This is a genomic window from Pseudomonas sp. Irchel 3A5 (genome assembly GCF_900187575.1).
Taxonomy (GTDB): domain Bacteria; phylum Pseudomonadota; class Gammaproteobacteria; order Pseudomonadales; family Pseudomonadaceae; genus Aquipseudomonas; species Aquipseudomonas folii.
On the sequence record NZ_FYDU01000026.1, the window covers coordinates 24,578 to 46,372 of the forward strand.

19 protein-coding genes are annotated in these 21,795 nt (G+C 57.2%); 11 read left to right on the forward strand and 8 right to left on the reverse strand.

Annotation, left to right across the window (positions count from 1 at the left end; translation table 11 throughout):
- Positions 1-195 precede the first annotated feature (195 nt).
- Positions 196-2,307, forward strand: a complete 2,112-nt coding sequence (locus CKW31_RS28590; RefSeq protein ID WP_095102422.1) for a TonB-dependent siderophore receptor — start codon at positions 196-198, stop codon at positions 2,305-2,307.
- A gap of 66 nt (positions 2,308-2,373) precedes the next feature.
- On the opposite strand, the gene CKW31_RS28595 is transcribed toward CKW31_RS28590, so the two are convergent.
- A complete protein-coding gene (locus CKW31_RS28595) occupies positions 2,374-3,021 on the reverse strand; it encodes a flagellar biosynthesis protein (RefSeq protein ID WP_095102424.1) in 648 nt (215 codons plus the stop codon).
- A gap of 194 nt (positions 3,022-3,215) precedes the next feature.
- Between CKW31_RS28595 and CKW31_RS28600 the strand changes: the two genes are divergently transcribed.
- The 4 genes from CKW31_RS28600 (at position 3,216) to CKW31_RS28615 (ending at position 6,215) form a co-directional block, all read left to right on the forward strand.
- Positions 3,216-3,650 (forward strand): GNAT family N-acetyltransferase, encoded by a 435-nt coding sequence (locus tag CKW31_RS28600; RefSeq protein WP_095102426.1) that lies wholly within the window; start codon positions 3,216-3,218, stop codon positions 3,648-3,650.
- Positions 3,651-3,737: 87 nt separating this feature from the next.
- Entirely contained in the window at positions 3,738-3,998 is a 261-nt protein-coding gene (locus tag CKW31_RS28605; RefSeq protein ID WP_095102429.1) for a hypothetical protein, read from the forward strand.
- 238 nt (positions 3,999-4,236) lie between these two features.
- A complete protein-coding gene (locus CKW31_RS28610) occupies positions 4,237-4,974 on the forward strand; it encodes an SDR family oxidoreductase (protein WP_095102431.1) in 738 nt (245 codons plus the stop codon).
- A gap of 140 nt (positions 4,975-5,114) precedes the next feature.
- Positions 5,115-6,215, forward strand: a complete 1,101-nt coding sequence (locus tag CKW31_RS28615; protein WP_095102433.1) for an SMP-30/gluconolactonase/LRE family protein — start codon at positions 5,115-5,117, stop codon at positions 6,213-6,215.
- 305 nt (positions 6,216-6,520) lie between these two features.
- On the opposite strand, the gene CKW31_RS28620 is transcribed toward CKW31_RS28615, so the two are convergent.
- The 3 genes from CKW31_RS28620 to CKW31_RS28630 form a co-directional block, all read right to left on the reverse strand.
- Complete coding sequence (locus tag CKW31_RS28620; RefSeq protein ID WP_095102436.1) at positions 6,521-6,850, reverse strand: hypothetical protein; 330 nt, start codon at positions 6,848-6,850, stop codon at positions 6,521-6,523.
- Between the two features lie 110 nt (positions 6,851-6,960).
- Entirely contained in the window at positions 6,961-7,791 is an 831-nt protein-coding gene (locus tag CKW31_RS28625) for a DUF1206 domain-containing protein (RefSeq protein ID WP_095102438.1), read from the reverse strand.
- A 308-nt stretch (positions 7,792-8,099) separates the two neighbouring features.
- On the reverse strand, positions 8,100-9,185 hold the full coding sequence (locus CKW31_RS28630) for a tartrate dehydrogenase (protein ID WP_095102441.1): 1,086 nt from the start codon (positions 9,183-9,185) through the stop codon (positions 8,100-8,102).
- A 108-nt stretch (positions 9,186-9,293) separates the two neighbouring features.
- Here CKW31_RS28630 and CKW31_RS28635 point away from each other — a divergent pair, with 108 nt between their 5' ends.
- The 3 genes from CKW31_RS28635 (at position 9,294) to CKW31_RS28645 (ending at position 13,245) form a co-directional block, all read left to right on the forward strand.
- A complete protein-coding gene (locus CKW31_RS28635) occupies positions 9,294-10,208 on the forward strand; it encodes a LysR substrate-binding domain-containing protein (protein WP_095102443.1) in 915 nt (304 codons plus the stop codon).
- A gap of 307 nt (positions 10,209-10,515) precedes the next feature.
- Positions 10,516-11,553 (forward strand): ABC transporter substrate-binding protein, encoded by a 1,038-nt coding sequence (locus CKW31_RS28640; protein ID WP_095102445.1) that lies wholly within the window; start codon positions 10,516-10,518, stop codon positions 11,551-11,553.
- Positions 11,554-11,568: 15 nt separating this feature from the next.
- Complete coding sequence (locus tag CKW31_RS28645) at positions 11,569-13,245, forward strand: GMC family oxidoreductase (protein ID WP_095102460.1); 1,677 nt, start codon at positions 11,569-11,571, stop codon at positions 13,243-13,245.
- A gap of 505 nt (positions 13,246-13,750) precedes the next feature.
- On the opposite strand, the gene CKW31_RS28650 is transcribed toward CKW31_RS28645, so the two are convergent.
- Positions 13,751-15,178, reverse strand: a complete 1,428-nt coding sequence (locus CKW31_RS28650) for an aldehyde dehydrogenase family protein (protein WP_095102463.1) — start codon at positions 15,176-15,178, stop codon at positions 13,751-13,753.
- Between the two features lie 149 nt (positions 15,179-15,327).
- Here CKW31_RS28650 and CKW31_RS28655 point away from each other — a divergent pair, with 149 nt between their 5' ends.
- The 3 genes from CKW31_RS28655 (at position 15,328) to CKW31_RS28665 (ending at position 18,478) form a co-directional block, all read left to right on the forward strand.
- Entirely contained in the window at positions 15,328-16,275 is a 948-nt protein-coding gene (locus CKW31_RS28655; protein WP_095102448.1) for a LysR family transcriptional regulator, read from the forward strand.
- A gap of 140 nt (positions 16,276-16,415) precedes the next feature.
- Positions 16,416-17,120: an HAD-IA family hydrolase gene (locus tag CKW31_RS28660; protein ID WP_095102451.1), complete on the forward strand. Its 705-nt coding sequence runs from the start codon at positions 16,416-16,418 to the stop codon at positions 17,118-17,120.
- Between the two features lie 74 nt (positions 17,121-17,194).
- Positions 17,195-18,478, forward strand: a complete 1,284-nt coding sequence (locus CKW31_RS28665; RefSeq protein ID WP_176470008.1) for an FAD-binding oxidoreductase — start codon at positions 17,195-17,197, stop codon at positions 18,476-18,478.
- Positions 18,479-18,775: 297 nt separating this feature from the next.
- On the opposite strand, the gene CKW31_RS28670 is transcribed toward CKW31_RS28665, so the two are convergent.
- The 3 genes from CKW31_RS28670 to gabT form a co-directional block, all read right to left on the reverse strand.
- Positions 18,776-19,267 carry an Lrp/AsnC family transcriptional regulator gene (locus tag CKW31_RS28670; RefSeq protein WP_027900155.1) on the reverse strand — a complete coding sequence of 164 codons (492 nt, stop codon included), beginning with the start codon at positions 19,265-19,267 and terminating at the stop codon, positions 18,776-18,778.
- 39 nt (positions 19,268-19,306) lie between these two features.
- Positions 19,307-19,993, reverse strand: coding sequence for a haloacid dehalogenase (locus CKW31_RS28675; protein WP_095102454.1), 687 nt, complete (start codon positions 19,991-19,993; stop codon positions 19,307-19,309).
- 108 nt (positions 19,994-20,101) lie between these two features.
- Positions 20,102-21,391: a 4-aminobutyrate--2-oxoglutarate transaminase gene (gene gabT, locus CKW31_RS28680; RefSeq protein WP_095102457.1), complete on the reverse strand. Its 1,290-nt coding sequence runs from the start codon at positions 21,389-21,391 to the stop codon at positions 20,102-20,104.
- Positions 21,392-21,795: the final 404 nt, after the last annotated feature.

Below are 21,795 nucleotides of genomic sequence, written 5' to 3' on the forward strand. Positions count from 1 at the left end.
ATTTTTCTGGATGAGCGGACAAGAAGCGTCAGCGGCCTGAGTTCCCCTTTGCCCGGCTTTATCTCAAGCGAGCCCATTGACCCCTGCGACGATCCGTCCATTGCGACAACAGGCAAAGCGCTACACATTTGGAAATGGTTCGTAGATAATAACAATTCCCATTAGTGCCCGGAATTGTCCTCTGTGTTCATCCCAATGCGTCGCGCCTATTGCGTTTCCCTGGCTTTCGGTTGTGTGTTGCTGCCTGCCTTCTCTCACGCTGAAGACACCGTTACCGAGCTGCCTGCCACCGATATTCAAGCCGCTGGTGATATCGAAAGCAGCCCTTATGTTCGTTCTACCAGCAGCACCGCAAGCAAATCGGAAGTGCCGATCAGGGATGAAGCACAGTCAGTCAACGTGGTCACCCAGCAGACCCTTGACGATTTTCAGGTCAAGTCGCTGGACGATGCGATGAAGTTTGTCAGCGGGGTGTCGCAGTCCAACACCCTGGGCAATACCAAAGATGCGCTAATCAAGCGTGGCTTTGGTACCAACGATGACGGGGGCATTTTGCGCGACGGCATTCGTTCGGTGGTGGGGCACAACCTCGGGGCGACCACTGACCATGTTGAGGTATTGAAAGGGCCGGCGTCGCTGTTGTACGGCGCGATCGAGCCGGGCGGGTTGATCAACGTCGTCAGCAAGCAGCCGCAATATACCCGCAGCACCACGATCACTGGCTCCGGTTACAGCGAAGGCGGTGGCACGTTCAGCGTCGACACCACCGGACCGATTGAAGATACCGGGCTCGCCTACCGGCTGGTTGCCGAGCGTGGCCACGAAGATTACTGGCGCAACTACGGGGTCAACGAGCACACGCTTGTGGCTCCCTCCCTGAGCTGGACCGGCGAGCGCGCCAAGCTGACCCTGGCTTACGAATACAACGACTATTCCAGCCCGTTCGACCGCGGCACCGTATTCGCCAATGGCAAGCCTGCAGCGGCCAGTTACAAGGATCGTCTGGATGAGCGCTGGGCCAAGACCGTCGGCATCAGCGAAACCGCCACCGCGAAGTTTGAATACCAGCTCAATGACGACTGGAAGACCCGGGTGACGTATGGCTGGAACAATGATCGCTATAGTCTGGCGATTGCCCAGCCCGATACTTTGACTGGCAGCACGCTGACTCGTCGTGCCAATGGCGGTCATTACGATTATGAGACACGCTATACCAGCCTCGACTTCATCGGCGAGCAGCAGTTGTTCGGTCAACGCCATGACATATTGGTTGGAGTGGACAACGAAGCGCTCGACAAGTATCGAGGCAAGACATATCGAAATGCGCTTGGCAGGAATGGCGCTGGATCAATCAATATCAATAACCCTCAATATGGTGGGTTGGCTGAACCCAGCACTGTTAACTCAGTCCAGAGCAATGCTCGCAACGAACTGACTTCCACGTCCGTTTATTTCAAGGACAACTGGCATTTGAATGACCAGTGGATTCTGGTCTTTGGCGGACGCCAGCAGCACTATGATCAATACAGTGATCAGGGTTTGGTTACCCGCGTAGTGGGGCGTGACGACAATGGTGACGCCTTCGTTCCGTTTGTCGGTGTCGTCTATCAACCCACCGAAGCGCTTTCGCTATATGGCAACTACAGCGAATCGTTTGTACCTAACGAAACCGTCTCGGATGACAACAAGACCTTTGATCCTGAAGAAGGACGCAGCTACGAAGTTGGCTTGAAGTACAATCCTTCGGATCGGTTGAACGTCAACGTTGCTGTGTTTGATATCGTCAAGAAAAACGTGGTGACTCCAGTCACGGTCGGTACCATTACCACCAATGAGCTAACAGGCAAAGCAGGCTCCAGAGGCCTGGAACTCGACGTCACAGGCAAACTGGCCGAGCGCTGGGACATGATCGGCACCTACGCCTATACCCACACAGAAGTGCTTGACGACCCGACGAACGAAGGCAAGCGCCTCAGCAATGCCCCCATGCACACCGCCAGTCTTTATCTGACTCACCATCTGGCTTTCCCTGAACAGACAGGACAATGGCATGTCGGTGGCGGTGCACGTTACGTAGGCGAGCGCCCGGGCGACACCGCAAACACTTTCTTCATGGACAGCTACACCGTTGCTGACGCTTTCCTGCGTTGGGACCTGCCAACCAAAGACTACAAGACCCGCTTGCAGTTGAACGTCGATAACCTGTTCGACAAAGAGTACTACCCGTCAGGTACGGGAAGCAGCGATTTGCAGATCAACGTCGGCGAACCACGTACTGCGCGTTTGACCGCCAGCGTTACGTTCTAACAGCGCTTGATCACAGCAGGAACTGTCGGCGTCGCACCCCGACAGTTCCTGAACTGCGCCTCCGTTTTACTTCTTGCAGGACCCTTTGGCGCACAGTTCTTTGACTGTTGCCTCGGTGATCGCCTGCAGACCTTCCTCGGTGATCACCTTCCAGTCGCTTTCCACGACCAGTTGCATGGATTCGCGCTTGTCAGTGATCAGACTGATTGGGGAGGGCTGACCGGTGGATGTGATATTCAGGCGCGCTTTGTTGTTGACGGCAATTGAAAACGCACCGGGCGAAAACCATGACCAGAACTCTGTGATATGCACGGTCACAGCCTGGGTCTCACCGTTCTTTTCGGCAGCCTCGACCACCTGATAACCGGCCTTTCGATAACCTTCAGCGACGCTTTTTGCGATGAGTTGAGAAACGGTTTTGCCTTCAGGAAGCAATACGTCACCCATAGCCATGCCGTAGCTGTTGCGCTTCCTGCCAATGGCGCGCTCGGTGATTTTCTTGTCGGAGATTTCTTCAGCATGTTTCAGTGAAGGCGTGTCTGCCTGCTTCGGTGCAGTTTCAAAACGACGCTCATCGATCGCGGTAATCGTCACCTTCTGACCTATACCATTTGCACTTTGTGGCGTCTGTACGTCTATAACGGAGCGGCTGCTGACACAGCCGAAAAGTACGGTGGAAAGCATCAGAAGGGCGGCGATTTTCAGGTGTTTCATGACGGCTCCAGTCATTGTTTCTATCCATTACTCATGCGCGTACCGCCACTTCGGGCGGCTATGCGGTGATGTCATTGTGCCTTTTTTGGCGTCGGCATCATGGCCATTCCTTCCCTGCAGCACAAGTGCAACTTTTTCGCCCCCGATTTCTGCTAGCCTCGTCGGTCGACATCCATGTCCGACGAGCACTTTCAATGTTCACTATTCGCATCATGACCATGGACGACTGCGACTCAGTCATTGCCCTCATGAGCAGCACGCCCGGCGTTTCTGTCCGGGACGCAGATTCTCGCGAGTCGACTGCCAGGTATCTGCAACGCAACCCCGGAATGAGCTTCGTAGCTGAGGCAGATTCCGTACTTATTGGTTGCGTGATGTGTGGTCACGATGGGCGACGAGGTTATTTGCAGCATTTGCTGGTACTGGATAAGTATCGGCGGCAGGGCATTGCCAATGAGTTGGTGGAGCGCTGCCTTTCCAGTCTCGAACGTGAAGGCATTTTCAAGTGCCACATCGATGTCTTTAAAACCAACCATGCGGCTGCTGATTATTGGCGCAAGCAAGGTTGGCAATTAAGGACAGACATTGACCGGTACTCTTTCGTCCGGACCGGTAATGTCAATGCATGATGAATGAAGGGACGTTCTGCTTTTATGGAACCAACGCTCTAGCCCGCGGTTCGAAGCAATACATTCTCAATCAGGGACATTCACCCCATGCTTAAAACTCTTGCCTACAGTCTGATGCTGGCTTCCACCCTTGGTCTGGCCGCTTGCGATCCGAAATCCGAAGACAAAGCGCAGGAAGCCCAACAGCACGCTGAGAAAGCACAGGACAAAGCTGCCGATGCGGCCAAGGAAAATGCCAAGGCTGCAGAAGCACAGGCCGAGTCCAAGGAAGCCAAGGCAGAAGAAGATAAGACCTTTGTGCCAACCACCCAGGTTCCAGAGTCGCTCAAGACACCTGAGAAGAACTGATAAACACCGTAGGACCGGCTTTAGCCGGGAGAGGGGCGTTAAATCCACTCTGTTTTCCGGTCAGGATAACGCTCTCCCGGCTAAAGCCCCGTCCTACAGCTGTTCGTTTTTCTCCGCAAACCCCATCGCAGAATCAGGCAATCACTCCGAAGGATCGGTCTAATTGCTCCCGCGTTATCGCCTTACTCTGAATGCGTATCGAGCCATCTGGCTCACCACTCGGATAAGGACAATAATCATGTCGAACATCAAAAACAAAGTCGTGGTAATCACCGGCGCAAGCAGCGGTATCGGCGAAGCCACCGCGCGGCTGCTGGCCGAGAAGGGCGCGCACGTTGTGCTCGGTGCGCGGCGTACGGAGCGCCTGGCAGAACTCTGCAAAGAGCTGGTTGCCGCCGGTGGCAGCGCGCAGTATCAGGCAGTGGACGTGACCGATCGGGCCAATGTGCAAGCCTTCGTCGACTACGCCGTTAGCCAGTTTGGTCGTGTCGATGTGATCGTCAACAACGCCGGGGTCATGCCGCTGTCCAGGCTGGATGCGTTGAAAGTGTCCGAGTGGGACCAGATGATCGATGTCAACATTCGTGGTGTGCTGCACGGCATTGCAGCCGGGTTGCCCTTGATGCAGAAACAGCAAGCGGGGCAATTCATCAACATCGCTTCCATCGGGGCCTATGCGGTGAGTCCGACTGCGGCGGTCTACTGCGCAACCAAGTACGCCGTACGGGCGATTTCCGAAGGCTTGCGTCAGGAAGCCGGTGCCGACATTCGCGTCACCGTGATCTCCCCGGGCGTCACCGAGTCTGAGCTTGCTGACAGTATTTCTGATGAAGGCGGGCGCGCCGAGATGCGCGAGTTCCGCAAAATCGCCATCCCGGCATTGGCCATCGCCCGGGCAATTGCCTACGCCGTTGAGCAGCCAGCCGATGTCGACGTCAGTGAACTGATCGTGCGCCCTACCGCCAGCCCTTACTGATTTACCCGGTATCAGCCCAAAGTGCGAGGGCTTACCGGCACGTTGATAGCGGGCAAACCCTCGTCCTTAACACTTGTACGATGACCTGAGCCGATGTACAACGAGCACCCCGTCCAACAATAAAATAACGGAGATGCACGATGGACTCATCGCAACGGGACACAACCGCCGACCATGGTCGCAGAGCATTCCTCAAAACGTCGCTGGCAGTATCCGCAGGCGTGGCCGCCCTGGGCAGCGCTGCGTTGCCTCGACTGGCCAGCGCCGCCGAGCCGTTGAGTCAGCGTTATCCAGATCCGCTCGTCAGCATCCTCGACGACAGCTTCATGGACCTGCGCATTTTCAATGCCAGCGTTGAACGCCTCGCGACTGGCCTGCGCTGGGTAGAAGGCCCTGTGTGGGTAGGTGACGGTCGTTACTTGCTGTTCAGCGATATCCCCAACAACCGCATCATGCGCTGGGATGAAGTCACCGGTGGCCTGTCGGTTTACCGCGACAACTCTAACTTTTCCAACGGCATGTGCCGTGACCGGCAGGGTCGCTTGCTGGTCTGCGAAGGCTCGACGACCAGCAAGGAAGGCCGCCGCGTGACCCGCACCGAGTACAACGGCAGCATCACCGTGCTGGCCGACAACTACGAGGGCAAGCCTTTCAACTCGCCTAACGACATCGTTTGCAAACGCGATGGCTCGGTGTGGTTCACCGATCCTCCGTTCCAGACCGGCAACAACTACGAAGGACACAAAGTCACCCCTGAGTTGCCCCACGCGGTGTACCGCATTGACGGCGCGAGCGGCAAGGTCAGTCGGGTGATTGACGATCTGGCAGGGCCTAACGGCCTGTGTTTTTCACCGGACGAAAAAACCCTTTACGTGGTTGAAGGTCGAGCCAAACCCAACCGGATTATCTGGGCCATTGCTGTCAACGACGACGGCACATTGGGACTGCGCCGCGAGCACATTGAAGGGCTGGAGTTCGCCGGTATTGACGGCATCAAGTGTGATGAAAGCGGTAACCTGTGGTGCGGCTGGGGCAGCAACAGTGATCCCAAGGCTGATCCGGAAAAACTCGACGGTGTTCGAGTGTTCAATCCGGATGGCAAAGCCATCGGTCACATCTCCTTGCCGGAGCGTTGCCCGAACCTGTGCTTTGGCGGGCGTGAGGGCAACCGACTGTTCATGGCTGGCAGCCACTCGGTCTATTCCTTGTTCGTGAATACGCGGGGAGCGACGTTCGTTTGATTGGGTAAAAACTACCGCAGTTTCTCGCGGCGATATTAATCTGTAGGAGCTGCCGAAGGCTGCGAAGCATTTCTTCTGGTACACCGCGATCGCAGCCTTCGGCAGCGCCCACAGGAATCATTGATGACGTGTGACCGGCTTCAGCCGGGAAGATGCCGTGACAGACGCTGAATCTTCATCGGCAGAACTACCGCCTTCCCGGCTAAAGCCGGTCCCACGTCGTCAATCAGTTTGCAGGCCAACACAGAATCTCCCACAGGTCCCATTGTTGTTGCTGCGCGAGAGCGAAGTGTCAGGATAAAGAATCAGCGTTTCGCCAGTTCGTGCTTGATGCATTGTTCGTAATAGGTCTGTTTGATGGCCGCAGGTTTGAGCCGCGACGTGCTTTTATAGGTCTGTTCGGTAATGCCCATGGCGGTCATGCGCATCCAGGGCTGGTTGAATTTGCGACCCTGTAATTTCTTGCGTGCGCCGTATAGGGTGATTCCGGCGAGTTTCGATTCCTGGGCGCCTGCGGCGATGCCCGAACCCCACGTGCAAATCGACCGACCGCTCTGAGTAACGTCTTTGGCCTGCGACGCCAGTGAAACGCTGGCCAGCGCGAGCGTTGCTACGGTCAATACAAGAATCCGCATAAATGCCAGCCCCTAAGCTTCTGAAAAGAAAGCAAGTTTGCCAAGTTCGCTAGGAGGCGAGGGGCCAGCAATGGGTATTATTTCGGGACAACTTTCGCTGACGTTCTCCGTCAGTTGAAATGCTTGGTGACCGCATGCGGTGCATCGGGCACGTCCATATTGATCTTGCGCCAGGCCGCTTCGGCAAAGCTGTACACCGAAAATGCGATCAGCCCCAAGGCCACGATCATCAGCACAATGCCTCCGGCCGGCAGATCCTGCAGGCCGTTGAGCGCGTCTTTCAGACCCGGTGGGTGCATGGCCTGATAGCTTGAACCGCTGATGGCCAGCAACGCAGAGATTTCGATGAATGCCACACCTCGGGCAATCAGGCCGAATTGCGACACCGGACGGACATAGCGCATGACTTCTTCGTCGGCTTCGAAGTACTTCTCGAAAGACGCCTTCCAGCCTTTGATGATGTGGGTGATGCCCACGCCGAGCGGCACCAGTGCCACGAGGTAAACGAGAATGTTCGAATGATCCCAGGACAAAACCGTGGCGAGCAGGTCCTGGGTTTTACCGCCTGAATCGCCGGAGCTTTTGAGCGCGCTGATTAACAGACCCAAAGCAAAAAAGGCCAACGCGCCGTAGGTCACGCCACCCACCATCAGGCCAGTGCGAATCACCAGACCTTTGAATTCTGTGCCGTGATGATCCACATCGCGAGTAGCCTGCAGAACGCGCCAGGCTGCAAACGCCAGCAGGCCGACCACCACAATCGCGACCATGACGTTGCCGAAGGGCTGACTCAACAGCGCTTCAAGGCTGCTGTGGCTGTCTTTGGGCTGAGACGAACCCTGGGCGGCGAGCAGGGCAAAAATACCAATGATCAGATACACCACACCGCGAGCGGCATAGCCGCTTCGGGCGAGGAGAGTGAGGCTGCGTTGCGTGGACATAAAGGCGATCTTCCTGAAAGTGATACAGGAGCAGACCGATGTCGGCACGCGGGGTTCGGTTTAGTTGGGGTACAACCGGTGCCGCGAAAACCATACCTCAATGGCGTGTGCGTTAATTTTGATAAAAGATCGCCGTGTGTTCCTGAAACAACGCTGATGCAAAACATACACAGACCTGTAGGAGCGCACGAGCACCGCGAGGCCGCGATGGCGTCCTGTCTGATACACCGCCATCGCGGCCTCGCGGTGCTCGTGCGCTCCTACAGACCGTGCATTTCAATTCAGTCGGCAGTGAATTCCGACTTTCCTTATCGCTCACACGCAGCCGCGATGGCTTTGCCCAGCGCTTCGGTATTGCCCTTACCGCCAATATCAGCAGTCAGCGGTGCGTTTTCCGGACCCATGGCCAGCACGGTTTCAATCGCGGTGAGCACTGCTGCACCGGCCTCTGGATGACCCAGATGCTCAAGCATCATCGCACCGCACCAGATTTGGCCGATCGGATTGGCGATGCCTTTGCCGGCGATGTCCGGGGCGGAGCCATGCACCGGCTCGAACAGGCTCGGGAAGTTGCGTTCAGGGTTGATGTTGGCCGAAGGCGCGATGCCGATGGTCCCGGTGCAGGCCGGCCCCAAGTCGGAGAGGATGTCACCGAACAGGTTGCTGGCCACGACGACGTCGAACCAGTCCGGATGCAGGACGAAGTTCGCGGTGAGAATATCGATATGGTACTTGTCGACGTTCACGTCAGGGTATTTCTTGCCCATTTCCACGACGCGCTCGTCCCAATACGGCATGGTGATCGCAATGCCGTTGGACTTGGTCGCAGAAGTCAGGTGCTTCTTCGGACGGCTCTGGGCCAGGTCGTAAGCGAACTTGAGGATACGGTCGACGCCGACACGGGTCATGACGGTTTCCTGCAGGACGATTTCCCGGTCGGTGCCCGGGAACATCTTGCCGCCAACGCTGGAGTATTCGCCCTCGGTATTTTCACGCACCACCCAGAAGTCGATGTCACCCGGTTTGCGATTGGCCAGCGGCGCTTTTACGCCAGGCATCAGGCGGCAGGGGCGCAGGTTCACGTACTGGTCGAACTCACGGCGGAACTGCAGCAGGGAATCCCACAGGGAAATGTGATCAGGCACCACGTCCGGCCAGCCCACTGCGCCAAAGTAAATCGCGTCGTAGCCTTTGAGAATCTCGAACCAGTTGTCGGGCATCATTTTGCCGTGGGCCAGGTAGTAGTCGGCGCTGGCAAAGTCGAACCAGTCCCATTGCAACTCCAGGTTGTGCTGCGCGGCCACCACGTCCAGCACGCGTACGCCTTCGGGCATGACTTCCTTGCCTATGCCATCGCCAGGGATGACGGCAATTTTGTAATGGGGCTTGCTCATGAGTTTCGACTCCAGAGTTGATGGTGAACGAAGCTCAGTGTATGCAGTGTCTCTGGATTAATAATTAGTCATTCGCGAAAGCCATTCTTAGATTCAAGGAAATAATCGATGACCATGATCGATGACCTGAGCTTCTTTCAGCAGGTGGCCACACGCGGCAGCCTGACCGAAGTTGCACGTCAGTTGGGGTTGTCGCTGCCAGCCGTGAGCAAACGCTTGAGCCAACTTGAGGCGCGGCTCGGCGTGCAACTGCTGCAGCGCACTACGCGCCGGTTATCGTTGACTCCTGAAGGCGTGCTCTATCTGGAAGGAGGGCGGCCGATACTGCGTCAACTTGAAGAATTGGAAAGTGCCCTGAACAGTCGCCAACCAACGTTGCATGGGCGTCTGCGAATCAATGCCACGCTAGGTTTCGGAAGACGGCATCTGGCTCCCGTGGTGTCCGGTTTTGCCCGGCTGCATCCTGAACTGGAGATTTCCCTGGAACTGACCAGTCAGCCGGTCAGCTTGCTCGATGATCAGTTCGACATTGGCGTGTTCATGGGGGAGCCGCCAGATTCACGGTTGATCGGCATTCGCCTGCTGGAGAATCCGCGAATTCTCTGTGCGTCACCCCACTATCTGGAAGGTCGGCCGGTGTTGACGCGCGTAGCGGATCTGGCCGAGCACAACTGCATCGTGCTGCGTCAGTTCGGCAGTGATTACGCGATCTGGCGTTTTCAGAAAGACGGTCAGGATTTCACTCATAAGGTCAGTGGCACGCTGTCGAGCAACGACGGGGAAGTGGCGATGAATCTGGCGCTTGACGGCCACGGTTTGATTTTGCGTTCCCGTTGGGATGTGCAGGCGCATCTGGAAAGTGGACGGCTGGTGCCGGTATTGGAAGATTATCAACCGCCACGTGGCGATATCTTTGCGGTCTACCAACATCGACGCCACATCCCGCAGCGCATCTCGCTGTTCACCCGATACCTCGCGCAGGAGCTGGCTAAACGACTCCCGTTTGCGGTGCCGGGATACTGAAGTCTAACGAGATCTGTTGGAGCGAGGCTTGCCCGCGAAGGCGTCAGGTCGGCTGATGGATGAATCGCTGCAAGCATGATTCGCGGGCAAGCCTCGCTCCAACAGCGGAGGTGGCAAGTCGCATAACGACAGATCATGTCAGTAATGATTATTGGTGCATTGCCGGACAGGCCCCGGCTCTTGTAACGTCCTGCCGACCCGCTCGGTAACAATAAAACTTAAACCTGAGCATGCGTTCGTTTTTGCAGGGTGTTCAGAACAGGGTTTTTGCAGCTGCCGAATCATTCTACGTTCAGGAAGATTTGCCATGAAAACCGTTTCAGTGGGTTCAGTCTTATCCCTGTTGTGCGTGTCGATATCGTGCGCGATGTCGGTATCGGCAGAAGAAATCACCTTCGTTTCCCAAGGCGGGGTTTATCAGGAAGCCCAGACCAAGGCGATTCTTGATCCCGCAGCCAAGCGTCTGAACATCACCATCAAACAAGACAGCGTCCCCGATGCTCTGCCCATGGTCAAGGCTCAGGGTTCGGCGGGCAAGCCGGTCTGGGATGTGATCGATACGCCGCCTTCCAATTGTATTCGTGGTGGCAACGAAGGGTTAATCGAAAAACTCGACCTGAGCAAGATGCCCAATGTTCAGGCCATGCCGGAGGCCTACCGCACGCCTTACTCTGTCGCCTATGAGTTTTATTCCTCGGTTCTGGGCTATAACACCAAAACATTGAAGAAGGTGCCGCAGAGTTGGGCCGACTTCTGGAACGTGAAGGACTTTCCGGGGACGCGCTCATTACGCAACGACCCGATGGGGACGCTGGAAGCAGCACTGTTATCGGACGGCGTGCCTCGTGACAAGCTTTACCCACTGGATGTTGATCGTGCCTACAAACGGCTGGAGCAGATCAAACCGGATATCGCGGTGTGGTGGAGCTCGGGTGGTCAGTCGGCGCAGTTGCTCAACGACGGCGAAGTGGACATGTTGATGATCTGGAACGGCCGCGCCAGCGCAGTCCGCAAGGATAATCCTGACGTCGCTTTCACCTATAACGAGGGCATTCTGCAAAACACCCAATTGTGCATTCTCAAAGGCGCGCCGAACTATGCAACTGCGGTCCGGTTCGTCAATGAAGCGCTCTCGCCGGACCTGCAGGCCAACCTGCCGATGTATATCGATTACGGTCCCGGTAACCCGGCGGCGTTTGGCACCGGCAAGTTGACCGCCGAGCGGGCCAAGGAGCTGCCGAGCTCACCGGATAACGCCGCGAAGCAGGCATTGATGTCTGAAGAGTGGTGGTCGTCGGCTGCAGGCATTGCGGCCAAGGATCGCTGGCTCAAGTTTGTTCAGTAGGCCGACCTCTTGAAAGTGCTCGATTACCTGATTCTGGGCGGCGGTTCTGCAGGCTGCGTGCTGGCTGCACGGTTGTCCGAGGATGCTGACAAGCGTGTGTGCCTGGTTGAAGCGGGGCGCGACATCTCGGCGGGCAACATGCCTGCCGAGATTCGCAGCCGCTATCCGGGGCGTGCTTACCTGGATACCCGCAATATCTGGCGACAGCTGACGGCGCTAATGGGCAAACTCTCTACCGAACGTCGTTATGAGCAGGCACGCTTGCTGGGCGGCGGTTCGGCGATCAATGCCCTGATGACCAATCGCGGCGCGCCCGACGACTATGACGAGTGGCAGCGACTCGGTGCCGAGGGGTGGAATTGGGATAATTGCCTGCCGTACTTCCGCAAACTGGAAAACGATACCGATTTCGACGGACCGCTGCACGGCAAGCAAGGTCCTCTGAGGATTCGCCGCACCGCGCAGGAGTTTCTTTCACCTTTTGTCAAAGCCGTCATGAACGTGTTGGGTGAGGGCGGTCTGGCGACAAAGCCGGATCAGAACGGCCCTTGGGAACCCGGTGTTTATGTCGGGGCAATTGGCGTCAGTCCTGAGGGTGAGCGGATTCCCACCTCGGTGTGTTATCTGTCCGATGAGGTGCGCCAACGCAGCAATCTGAAAGTACGCACTGAATGTCTGGTTGACCGTGTGCTGTTCAAGTCCCATCAGGCCATAGGGGCGCGCATTGTCCAGGCGGACGGCTCCTCAATTGATCTGTTCGCCAAAGAAGTGATCGTCTGTTCCGGGGCGATCCACAGCCCGGCAGTATTGATGCGCAGCGGCATCGGGCCCGCCGATGAGTTGGTCCAGTCAGGCATTTTCGTCGTAGCTGACCGTCCAGGTGTCGGCGGTAATCTGATGGAGCATCCATCGATAGCGGTCTCGGCATTGTTGAGCAAAGCAGGGCGCACGGCGTTCCCCGACGAGCACCACGAGCAAGCCATCGTGCGCTTTTCCTCGGGTTTGCCGGACACCGTGCCTTGCGACATGCATGGCGCGATTCTGTCGCGATCCGGCTGGCACTCTTTGGGGTATCGATTGGGCACAATGTTTTTCTGGGTCAACAAGTCTTATTCCCGAGGCCGTGTACGACTGGTCTCCAGTGATCCGGCTCAGGAACCGGAAGTGAACTTCAATATGCTGTCTGATCCACGAGACCTGGAGCGCCTCAAGCAGGCACTGAAATTTGGTGCGGTCACGCTTTCAGCTCCGCACCTCGGCGCGCTTCGTAGCGTGGCATTCCCCACCAGTTACTCGCCCCGGGTGGCTAAAGTCGCTCAGCCTGGCGCGATCAACGGCATGCTGCGCGGGGTGTTGAGCCTCTTGCTGGACGTGGCCGGGCCGTTTCGGGCGTGGCTTGTTCACGGGTTGGTTACTCAGGGTGTGACGCTGAAAAAACTGCTCGCTGATGATCAGGCACTGACCGGGTTTGTCAGGCGAAATGTCGGCGGCACCTGGCATCCGTCAGGCACCTGCCGCATGGGCCGGGCCGATGATCCGCTGGCCGTCACCCTCAGTGATGGACGCGTCATTGGTGTCACTGGCTTGCGGGTGTGTGATGCGTCGTTGATGCCGTCTATTCCGTGTGCCAATACCAACGTGCCAACGATCATGATTGCGGAGCGGATTGCAGACCTGATCAAGGCTGGGTAGGAGCGAACTTGTTCGCGAGGGCGGTATTTCAGACGACATACCGGCTGCGGATGTACCGGCCTCCTCGCGAATAAATTCGCTCCTACCGGTAACGTGGGCTAGACGCAGTATGGTAGGACCGAATTCATTCGGCAGGGCGGTATTGCAGACGACACACCGACTGCGGATGTACCGGCCTCCTCGCGAATAAATTCGCTCCTACCGGTAACGTGGGCTAGACGCAGTATGGTAGGACCGAATTCATTCGGGAGGGCGATGGCTCAGGCAACACATAGGCTGCGGATGTACCGGCCTCCTCGCGAATGAATTCGCGCCTACCGGCTCCTGCAAGAGTCACTGACGTGGGACTGGCTTCAGCCGGGAAGAGGCCGGGACAGACGCTGAATCTTCATCTGCAGAAATACCGTCTTCCCGGCTAAAGCCGGTCCCACGTCGTCAATCAGCTTGCGGGTAAACATGGAATCTCCCACTGGGATTTGAGCTGGCGAGAGATAGGGTGGGATCATTAAGGGTGGAAGCCCACAATCGCCTTGGTCTCCAGAAACGCCTCCAGTCCCCACTCTGCATATTCCCGGCCATTACCCGATTGCTTGTAACCGCCAAACGGCGCGCCGGGGTTCCAGTCGGGATGGTTGATGTAGACGCCGCCGACCCGAAGCTGCAACGCAATCTCCCGGGCCCGCTGCAGGCTGGAGGACTGTACGTAACCGGCCAGACCAAACACGCTGTCATTGGCCAGAGCCACGGCATGCTCATCATCTTCATAGGCCTGTATCACCAGCACCGGTCCGAAGATTTCCTCTTTGGCGGTGGTCATGTCCGGCGTCACTCCGGCAAACACGGTGGGCTTCACGTAGTAGCCACGCTCGAGGCCTTCGGGCCGGCCCAGGCCACCGCACACCAATTGCGCACCTTCTTCGATGCCAATGGCGATCATTCGCTGGATGGCTTGAAATTGCCGGTCGCTGATCACCGGTCCCATGGTCGATTGCGGGTCGGTTGGATCACCCACCTGATGGGCGAGGGCCGCACGCCGGGCGATTTCCACTGCCTGATCATGCAACGCAGCAGGCACCAGCATACGGGTAGGCGCATTGCAGGACTGTCCGCTGTTTCCGAAGCAGCCATTGACCCCTGAGGTGACGGCTTTCTCCAGATCGACATCGTCCAGCAGGATATTCGCCGATTTACCACCGAGTTCCTGATGCACGCGTTTCACGGAGGGCGCCGCCAGGCGTGCGACTTCCACCCCGGCACGCGTCGAGCCGGTGAATGAAACCATGTCCACTCCGGGGTGAGCTGCCAATGCAGCACCCACGGTTGGCCCGTCGCCATTGATCAGGTTGAACACCCCGGCAGGCACACCCGCTTCATGCATGACTTCGGCAAACAGCACTGCATTGAGAGGGGCTATTTCACTGGGCTTGAGGACCATTGTGCAACCTGCCGCCAGCGCTGGAGCGACTTTGCAGACGATCTGATTGATGGGCCAGTTCCAGGGTGTAATGAGTGCAACGACCCCCACCGGCTCCAGATTGATCAGGGTATTGCCGTTGGTTTTCTGAAACGCGAACGTGTCCAGCGTGCGCAGGAGTTGTTGCAGATGACGCTTGCCGATACCGGCCTGCCAGTCGTAGGCAAGTGCTTTTGGTGCACCGACTTCGGCCATGATGGCTTCGGCAATCTCGTCGTAACGCTGCATGAATACGTCCAGTATCTGCTCGATCAGGACTTTCCTTTCATTGGGCGTCGTGCGGGCAAATGCCGGGAATGCATGGCGTGCCGCGGCGACTGCGGCGTCCACGTCAGCCTGATTGCCCATGGCTATCTGGCTGAAGGGCTGTTCAGTGGCCGGATTGATGACTGCCAGCTGCGAGTCCCCGGCGGGTGCTACCCAGCCACCATTGATATAAAACTTCAGGGCGTTTTCCATAATCAGGCGCGGTCTCGTCGGGAAGAGCAGAAAAGGGCGAGTGAGGATCTTGATCGTTGCAAAACACACACTCGGTCGCTCGCAAGAATAAGCATCAATTTCTGCATCCGGCAACTTACTAATAGTTGCTTCAGGCATAAACTCAGGTCATGTCTAATCTTCGCCGAAAGCTACCCAGTTCAAGTTCTCTGTTCGTCTTTGAAGCGGCTGCGCGGTGTGGCAGCTTCACCCGGGCGGCGGATGAACTGTGCGTCAGCCAGCCAGCGGTCAGCCGGATGCTGTCGCGTCTCGAGGAGCATCTCGGCGTGCAGCTTTTCGAGCGCACGCGGGGCGGTGCGCGACTCACCGAGAGCGGCAGTATTTTGTACCGGCGGGTGCAGGAAGGATTCAGCACCATCGAGTCGGCGATCAGCGAAATTGAATCCCGCGCAACGGGCATCGAAACCGTCACGCTGTCCGTTTCAACGGCGTTCACGACCCACTGGTTGATGCCGCGCATGAGCCGCTTCAGTCAGCGATTTCCCAGTGTGGACATGCGATATCAGCTGATGTCAGGCCGAATCGGCGGGCCTTTGGTGGATGTCGATCTGGGCATGCGCTACATCGATTCAGGCAGCCTGAAAGCCACGGATACACTGGTTGTTCCGGAAATAACCTTGCCCGTCTGCAACCCCCAGTATTTCCAGCAGGTCTTGCAGGATGCAGGCAAAAAACAGCCGCCGACGATGATCTGCATGGACAATCAGGATCGGGACTGGACACTGGAATTTGGCTCGTCCGGGCGCGTGGAAAATGCCCTGATTTTTTCTGACTATGCAGTGGTCGTGCAGGCTGCCTTGCTGGGGCAGGGGATGGCGCTGGGCTGGTTAACGGTCGTCTCGAACAGCCTGGTCAAAGGCGAGTTGGTGCCCGCCGCCGAACAGGTTCATGTCACACAGCGTCGGTGTTGTCTGGTGACTCCAGCGAATCGTCCGGTGCGCCCGGTGGTCGAAAGTGTTCGTGACTGGATCATCGAAGAGATGCGTGCCGACGTCGCAAAAGTGGACGCGCTTTACCCTCATTTGGGGCTGTCGGGACTTCTTCAGTCAGGTCATTGAGATCAGGTGTGCCGCACAACGTGGAAAAACCGTAGGTTATGCTTCAAGGTCCGTGAAAAACGGAATATTTCATGAGGGAAGCACGTTGATAATGAGCCAACCAGCTTGCTCGACCCCATGAATATCCTGCGGAGCGCCCTATGTCATTCAAGCAATTCAAAGCCCTGACGTTCGATGTCGTTGGCACCCTCATTGATTTTGAAGCCGGCATTCTCGCTCATGTTCGTGAAGTGACGGGCGAAGCAGGTAAAGCCCATAGCGATGACGACATTCTCAAAGCCTATCGCGAGGCTCGTGCACAAACCGATTCAGGCTGGTGGCCGGATGATCTGGAGCGCTGCTACCACGTCATCGCCTCGAAACTGGGACTGCCCGACAACGACGAATACGCCAAGGGCCTGAGCCTTGCGGTGAAGAATTTCCCTGCGTTCCCTGATTCGATTGAGGCGCTGAAGCGTCTGCGCAAGCATTTCAAACTGGTTGCGACCACCAACTCGCAGATATGGGCACTGGATCTAATGGCCAAGACATTGGAGGAACCGTTTGATGTGCGGGTGACCGTTGACGACGTGCGTTTCGAAAAGCCTGATCCACAGTTCTTTGCCTACACCCGCGGCGTGCTGGCGACTCAAGGCATCCTGTTCGAAAACATCCTGCACGTTGCACAGAGCCAGTACCACGACATCGGCGTGGCCATGCGTCTGGGCTATCAAACCTGCTGGATCGAACGTCGCTTCGCGCAAAAAGGGACTGGAGGTACGCTTGAGTCCGATCGCGTGGAACCGCATTACCACTTCACTTCGCTGGCGCAATTGGCGGACGCGGTCGAGAAAGAACTGGGCTGACTGACGCTGGGTGACGACTCTGGCGCTCTGGCCTTGCTGCGAGCGCCTTTTCTCTTTTTAGCTGGATGTTCGCCATGACTGTTCAGAGCCTGTGGGCGGCCACTGCCCGGCCTTCTCCCGCATTGCAATCCCTTGAAGGTGATCGCCAGTGCGACGTGGTGATCATCGGTGCCGGTTATACCGGTTTGTCTGCGGCGCACCACATTGCCCTTAGTGGTCGCGAACCATTGATTGTCGAGGCCAATACCTTGGCCTGGGGCGCCAGCGGGCGTAACGGCGGGGTGGTTTCGCCCAAGTTCCGGGTAGGCTTTCCGACGCTTATGGAGCGTTTTGGCCGAGACACGGCCTTGCAGATGTACCGCACCGGTTATGCGGCAGTGGACAGTCTGGTGGAAATGGTCGAAAGCCTTGGCCTGTCCGGGGCGCAGTTGCACATGGGCGGGCACATTGCCGCTGCGCATAACGTTCATGCGTTAGGCGGGCTTGAGTCCACGGCTAACTGGATCAAGCGCGAAACCGGTGGCACCTCGTCGTTGATGATCAGCGCCGAGCAGGTTCGCGAAGCCACCGGGTCAAAGATTTTTACCGGTGGCTTGCTGACGCCCAAAGCAGGCGGCATTCATCCTCTCAATTACGCTCGGGGCATTGCGCAAAGCCTGACTGATCGCGGCGTGAAGTTGTACATCAACAGTCCTGCCAATCAGGTTCGTCATGAGGCGGGCCGCGTCATTGTCATGACCCCTCAAGGGCGAATCAGCGCCCGGCAGGTGATCTACGCCACCAATGGCTATTCCGATCAGACCCGTGTCACCGACACCCTGCATCGACGCCTGATCCCGTTTCGCAGTGCAATCATTGCTACTCAGCCGCTTCCAGCCGATGTACTGGCGCAGATCATGCCGGGGGGGCAGGTGTGTGGGGACACCAAACGCATGTTGCGCTGGTTCAGGGTCGTGGGCGACCGGCTGATTTTTGGTGGCCGTGGTGCCTTCGGCAAGAACGATTCCGAGAGTGCATTCCTTACCTTGCAGCGCAGCATGGGGGAGGTTTTTCCCTTACTGCGTGATTACCAGGTGGATTTCCGCTGGTCTGGCCTGGTCGCCATGACTCTGGACTATCTGCCCCATGCAGGACAACTGGACGAACGCAGTTTCTACGCGATCGGTTACAACGGCGGTGGAGTCGCCATGTCGACGTACATGGGCGGGCAGTTGGCGAAGATGACGGCCGGAGAGAAGGTCGATCTGGGTTTACTTTGCGGCGACAAATTCAATCCCATTCCCATGCACGCATTCCGCGCGCCCGGCGTGCGCCTGGCTGCAGGGTGGCAGCAACTGCTGGATGTGATTGGCCGGTGATTATGGCGCTACGCTGTTTTGCGTCAAACATTGAACCTGTAGGAGCTGCCGAAGGCTGCGATGACGGTGTATCAGAATGAATGCTTCGCAGCCTTCGGCAGCTTGCTACAGAAAAAGCATTCCAGATCGGAGGGTGCAATTTTGTAACTGATTCACAGCATTCAGCACCCTGCGTTATGTAGTGACTGATCTGACGCCCTCCCGGCTAAAGCCGGTCCTACGGATGTGTATGCCCTGTAGGACCGGCTTTAGCCGGGAGAGCGTCATTGTTTGCCAGGAGTAACCGAGTCTTGTGTGTCAAACCGCCCTGACCAGACTCCGCAACGGCACGGTGCTTTTTACCACCGGTGACTTGATCACGATGTAGCTGAAGTACTTCTCGATCCCGATGTTCTTGTCCAGGATCGACTCCATCAATTCCTGGTAGTGCTGAATGCTGCTACACAGGAATCGCACCAGATAATCATAACCGCCGCTGATCAAATGGCATTCCAGCACCTCGTCGATGTTGCGGATGCTGGATTCGAATTTCACGAAATCGCCACGTTTGTGGTCGGAGAGGGTGACTTCGGTGAAGACGGTGACCGAGTTGGCGAACTTGGCCAGATTGACGTGGGCTTCGTAGCCGCTGATGTAACCGGCCGATTCGAGCCGTTTGACCCGCTGTAAGCAAGGACTGGGAGACAGGCCGACAGCTTCGGCGAGGCTGACGTTGGTCATTCGCCCGTCTTTCTGCAATTGGACCAGGATGTTGATGTCGATACGATCGAGCTTCGTTGCCGCGTCCATGGTTCAGTCCTCGCCATTTCAAAATTCAGACTGCTCACCTCAGGCGTGCAGTGCTTTTTGATGCGCGTGGACGAGGTCTGCCAGGCTGGCGTATTCACAGCGCTTGCCATCCAGTGCCTGCGGTGAGTGATTCCACGGCTGGCTATGACCCCGTCGCAATGTACATAGGGGGAAATCCACCCGCTCGTTCCACGGGTCGTCCGCCTCGGTACTACGCACCGGTAACAATTCTGATCGCTCCAGTTCCAGCTGGAGTAACGCGGCATCCAGGCTCGTGTGCCAGTCGCTGTCAACGGGCTCGATGACTGCATCGAACGTTAGCGGCAACCGGTCTGTCAGCGAACTCACATTGATGCCGTGAGGTGGGGCGATCAGTATCAAACGGTAGAACTTGCTCAGGTACTGCAAGGCACCTGGAACATCTTCGAATATGGGCCAGTGATCAGAGGAGCTACTGAAAGCAACACTCTGATCCCAGTCAGGAATGGTATGCAATTGGTGAGCCAGACGTTGGTACAACTGACCGTGAAAGGCGGTCGGGCTGCCCGCTGATCCACTGCTGATCAGCAGGTCGGCGGTACTTCGGTAGGCGCTCAGCAACTGTTCATCACTGATCGCCTGATTGCCTTGCACTGCCAGCGGTCGAAGCCCCTCAAGAATGCCCCGTTCTCGATCAATCAGTGTTCCGAAGGAAAACCCCAATGCCTTGTACTGGGTGACTTTCATGATTCGCTCCTGAGTAACAGCTCTCGGTTCCGTCACGTTCCGCACCCGTGTTCCGAACCCGGCCCGGCGCTGCACCAACAGGCCGGGCCAGGTCTTGCCGCGCGGGTCTCAGCAGGCCGCAGCCAGTGCGGAGTCGAGCATCTGCAAAGCTTCTGCCACCTGCTCTGTGGTGGTCACCAGCGGTGCGAGGAAACGCACCACGTTACGGTGCACCCCACACTTGATCACCAGCAGGCCGGCATGGCGCGCTTCATCAATAACTTTTTGTGCCAGCGCAGCGTCCGGACTTTGCTTGTCGTCGGCTGCCACCATTTCAATTGCCAGCATGAAACCCAGGCCTCTTACATCACCGATACGCGGGTAACGTGTCTGCAAGGCCAGCAAACCTTGATGCAGCTGTGTGGAGAGTTTCGCGCCTTTCCCCAGCAGATCCTGCTCTTTGAAAAGGTCCAGCACCGCCAGCGCCGCCGCACAAGCCACCGCGTTGCCGCCGTACGTGCCGCCCAGTCCGCCCGGTGTCGGCGCATCCATGATGTCGGCACGGCCAACAACGCCGGATAACGGCATGCCGCCCGCGAGGCTTTTTGCAACGGTCACCAGATCAGGTTTGATGCCCGAGTGCTGGAAGCCGAACATCCTGCCGGTACGACCAAAGCCGGTCTGGATTTCATCGAGGATCAGCACGATGCCGTGTTGCGTGCAGCGCGCCCGCAAGGCCTGGAGAAATTCGTTTGAGGCCGCAATAAAACCACCATCGCCCTGAACCGGCTCGATGAGGATAGCCGCAACCCGATCAGGCGCGACGTCGGTGGCAAAGAGTTCATCCAGTTCGGCCAGCGCGTCGTCGCTGCTGATCCCGCGATAAGGATTTGGGTAGGTGGCGTGGTAGATCTCGGCCGGGAGGGGGCCGAAATTCTGTTTGTAGGGCTGGCTCATACCGGTCAGGGTCACGCCCAGCAGGGTCCGGCCATGGAAGCCGCCCCGAAAGGAAATCACCGCCGTGCGATTGGTGTGGCTGCGAGCGATCTTGATCGCGTTTTCCACTGCTTCGGCACCCGAGGTAAACAGGATGCTTTTGTAGTGCTCTTCGCCGCCTATCAGCGTATTCAGGCGTGCGGCGACTTCGATGTAGCTTTCGTAGGCCGCGACCTGAAAACTGGCATGGGAAATTTCACCCACCTGACGCCTTACCGCTTCGACAACCTTAGGATGGTTATGGCCAACGTTGAGTACGCCGATGCCACCGACGAAATCCAGATAGCGCTTGCCGTCCACATCCCACAGCTGGGCGCCTTCGGCGCGCGCCGCAACAACCGGGTGAGCCGTGATGATGCCGCGCGGGATGTGTTGCTCACGCAGGGCGAGCAACCGTTGGGTTTCAGTCAGTGCAGAATTCATCTCAATCTCCGTGATCGCCGGGGTGGCAGGTGATGTGATCAGGATAAGCACTGGCCGGAACCACAAGCACTGAAGTTGCCCGGGCCAGTGCTGTGATCGACTGTTTTAGAGGGAGGTTGCGAAATATTTCACTGTGGGGTGTTGCAAGCAATTTTGGGTGGTTCGTAAATCCCTGTGGGAACAGAGCTTGCTCCTATCAAATAAATGCACTTACCTGACTTTGAGTTTTTATTGTAGATACCGTCTTGACCCTCATCGAGCAAGCGCGATGTCAGGGTCATAGGGTTTCCCCGACTTGAGCACTCCGTACACCAGATGCAACAGCTTGCGCATGGCCGCACATATGATTTCCTTCGGGGCCTTCCCGTTCGCCTTCATGCGTGTTTTGAGGGCCATAAGGACCG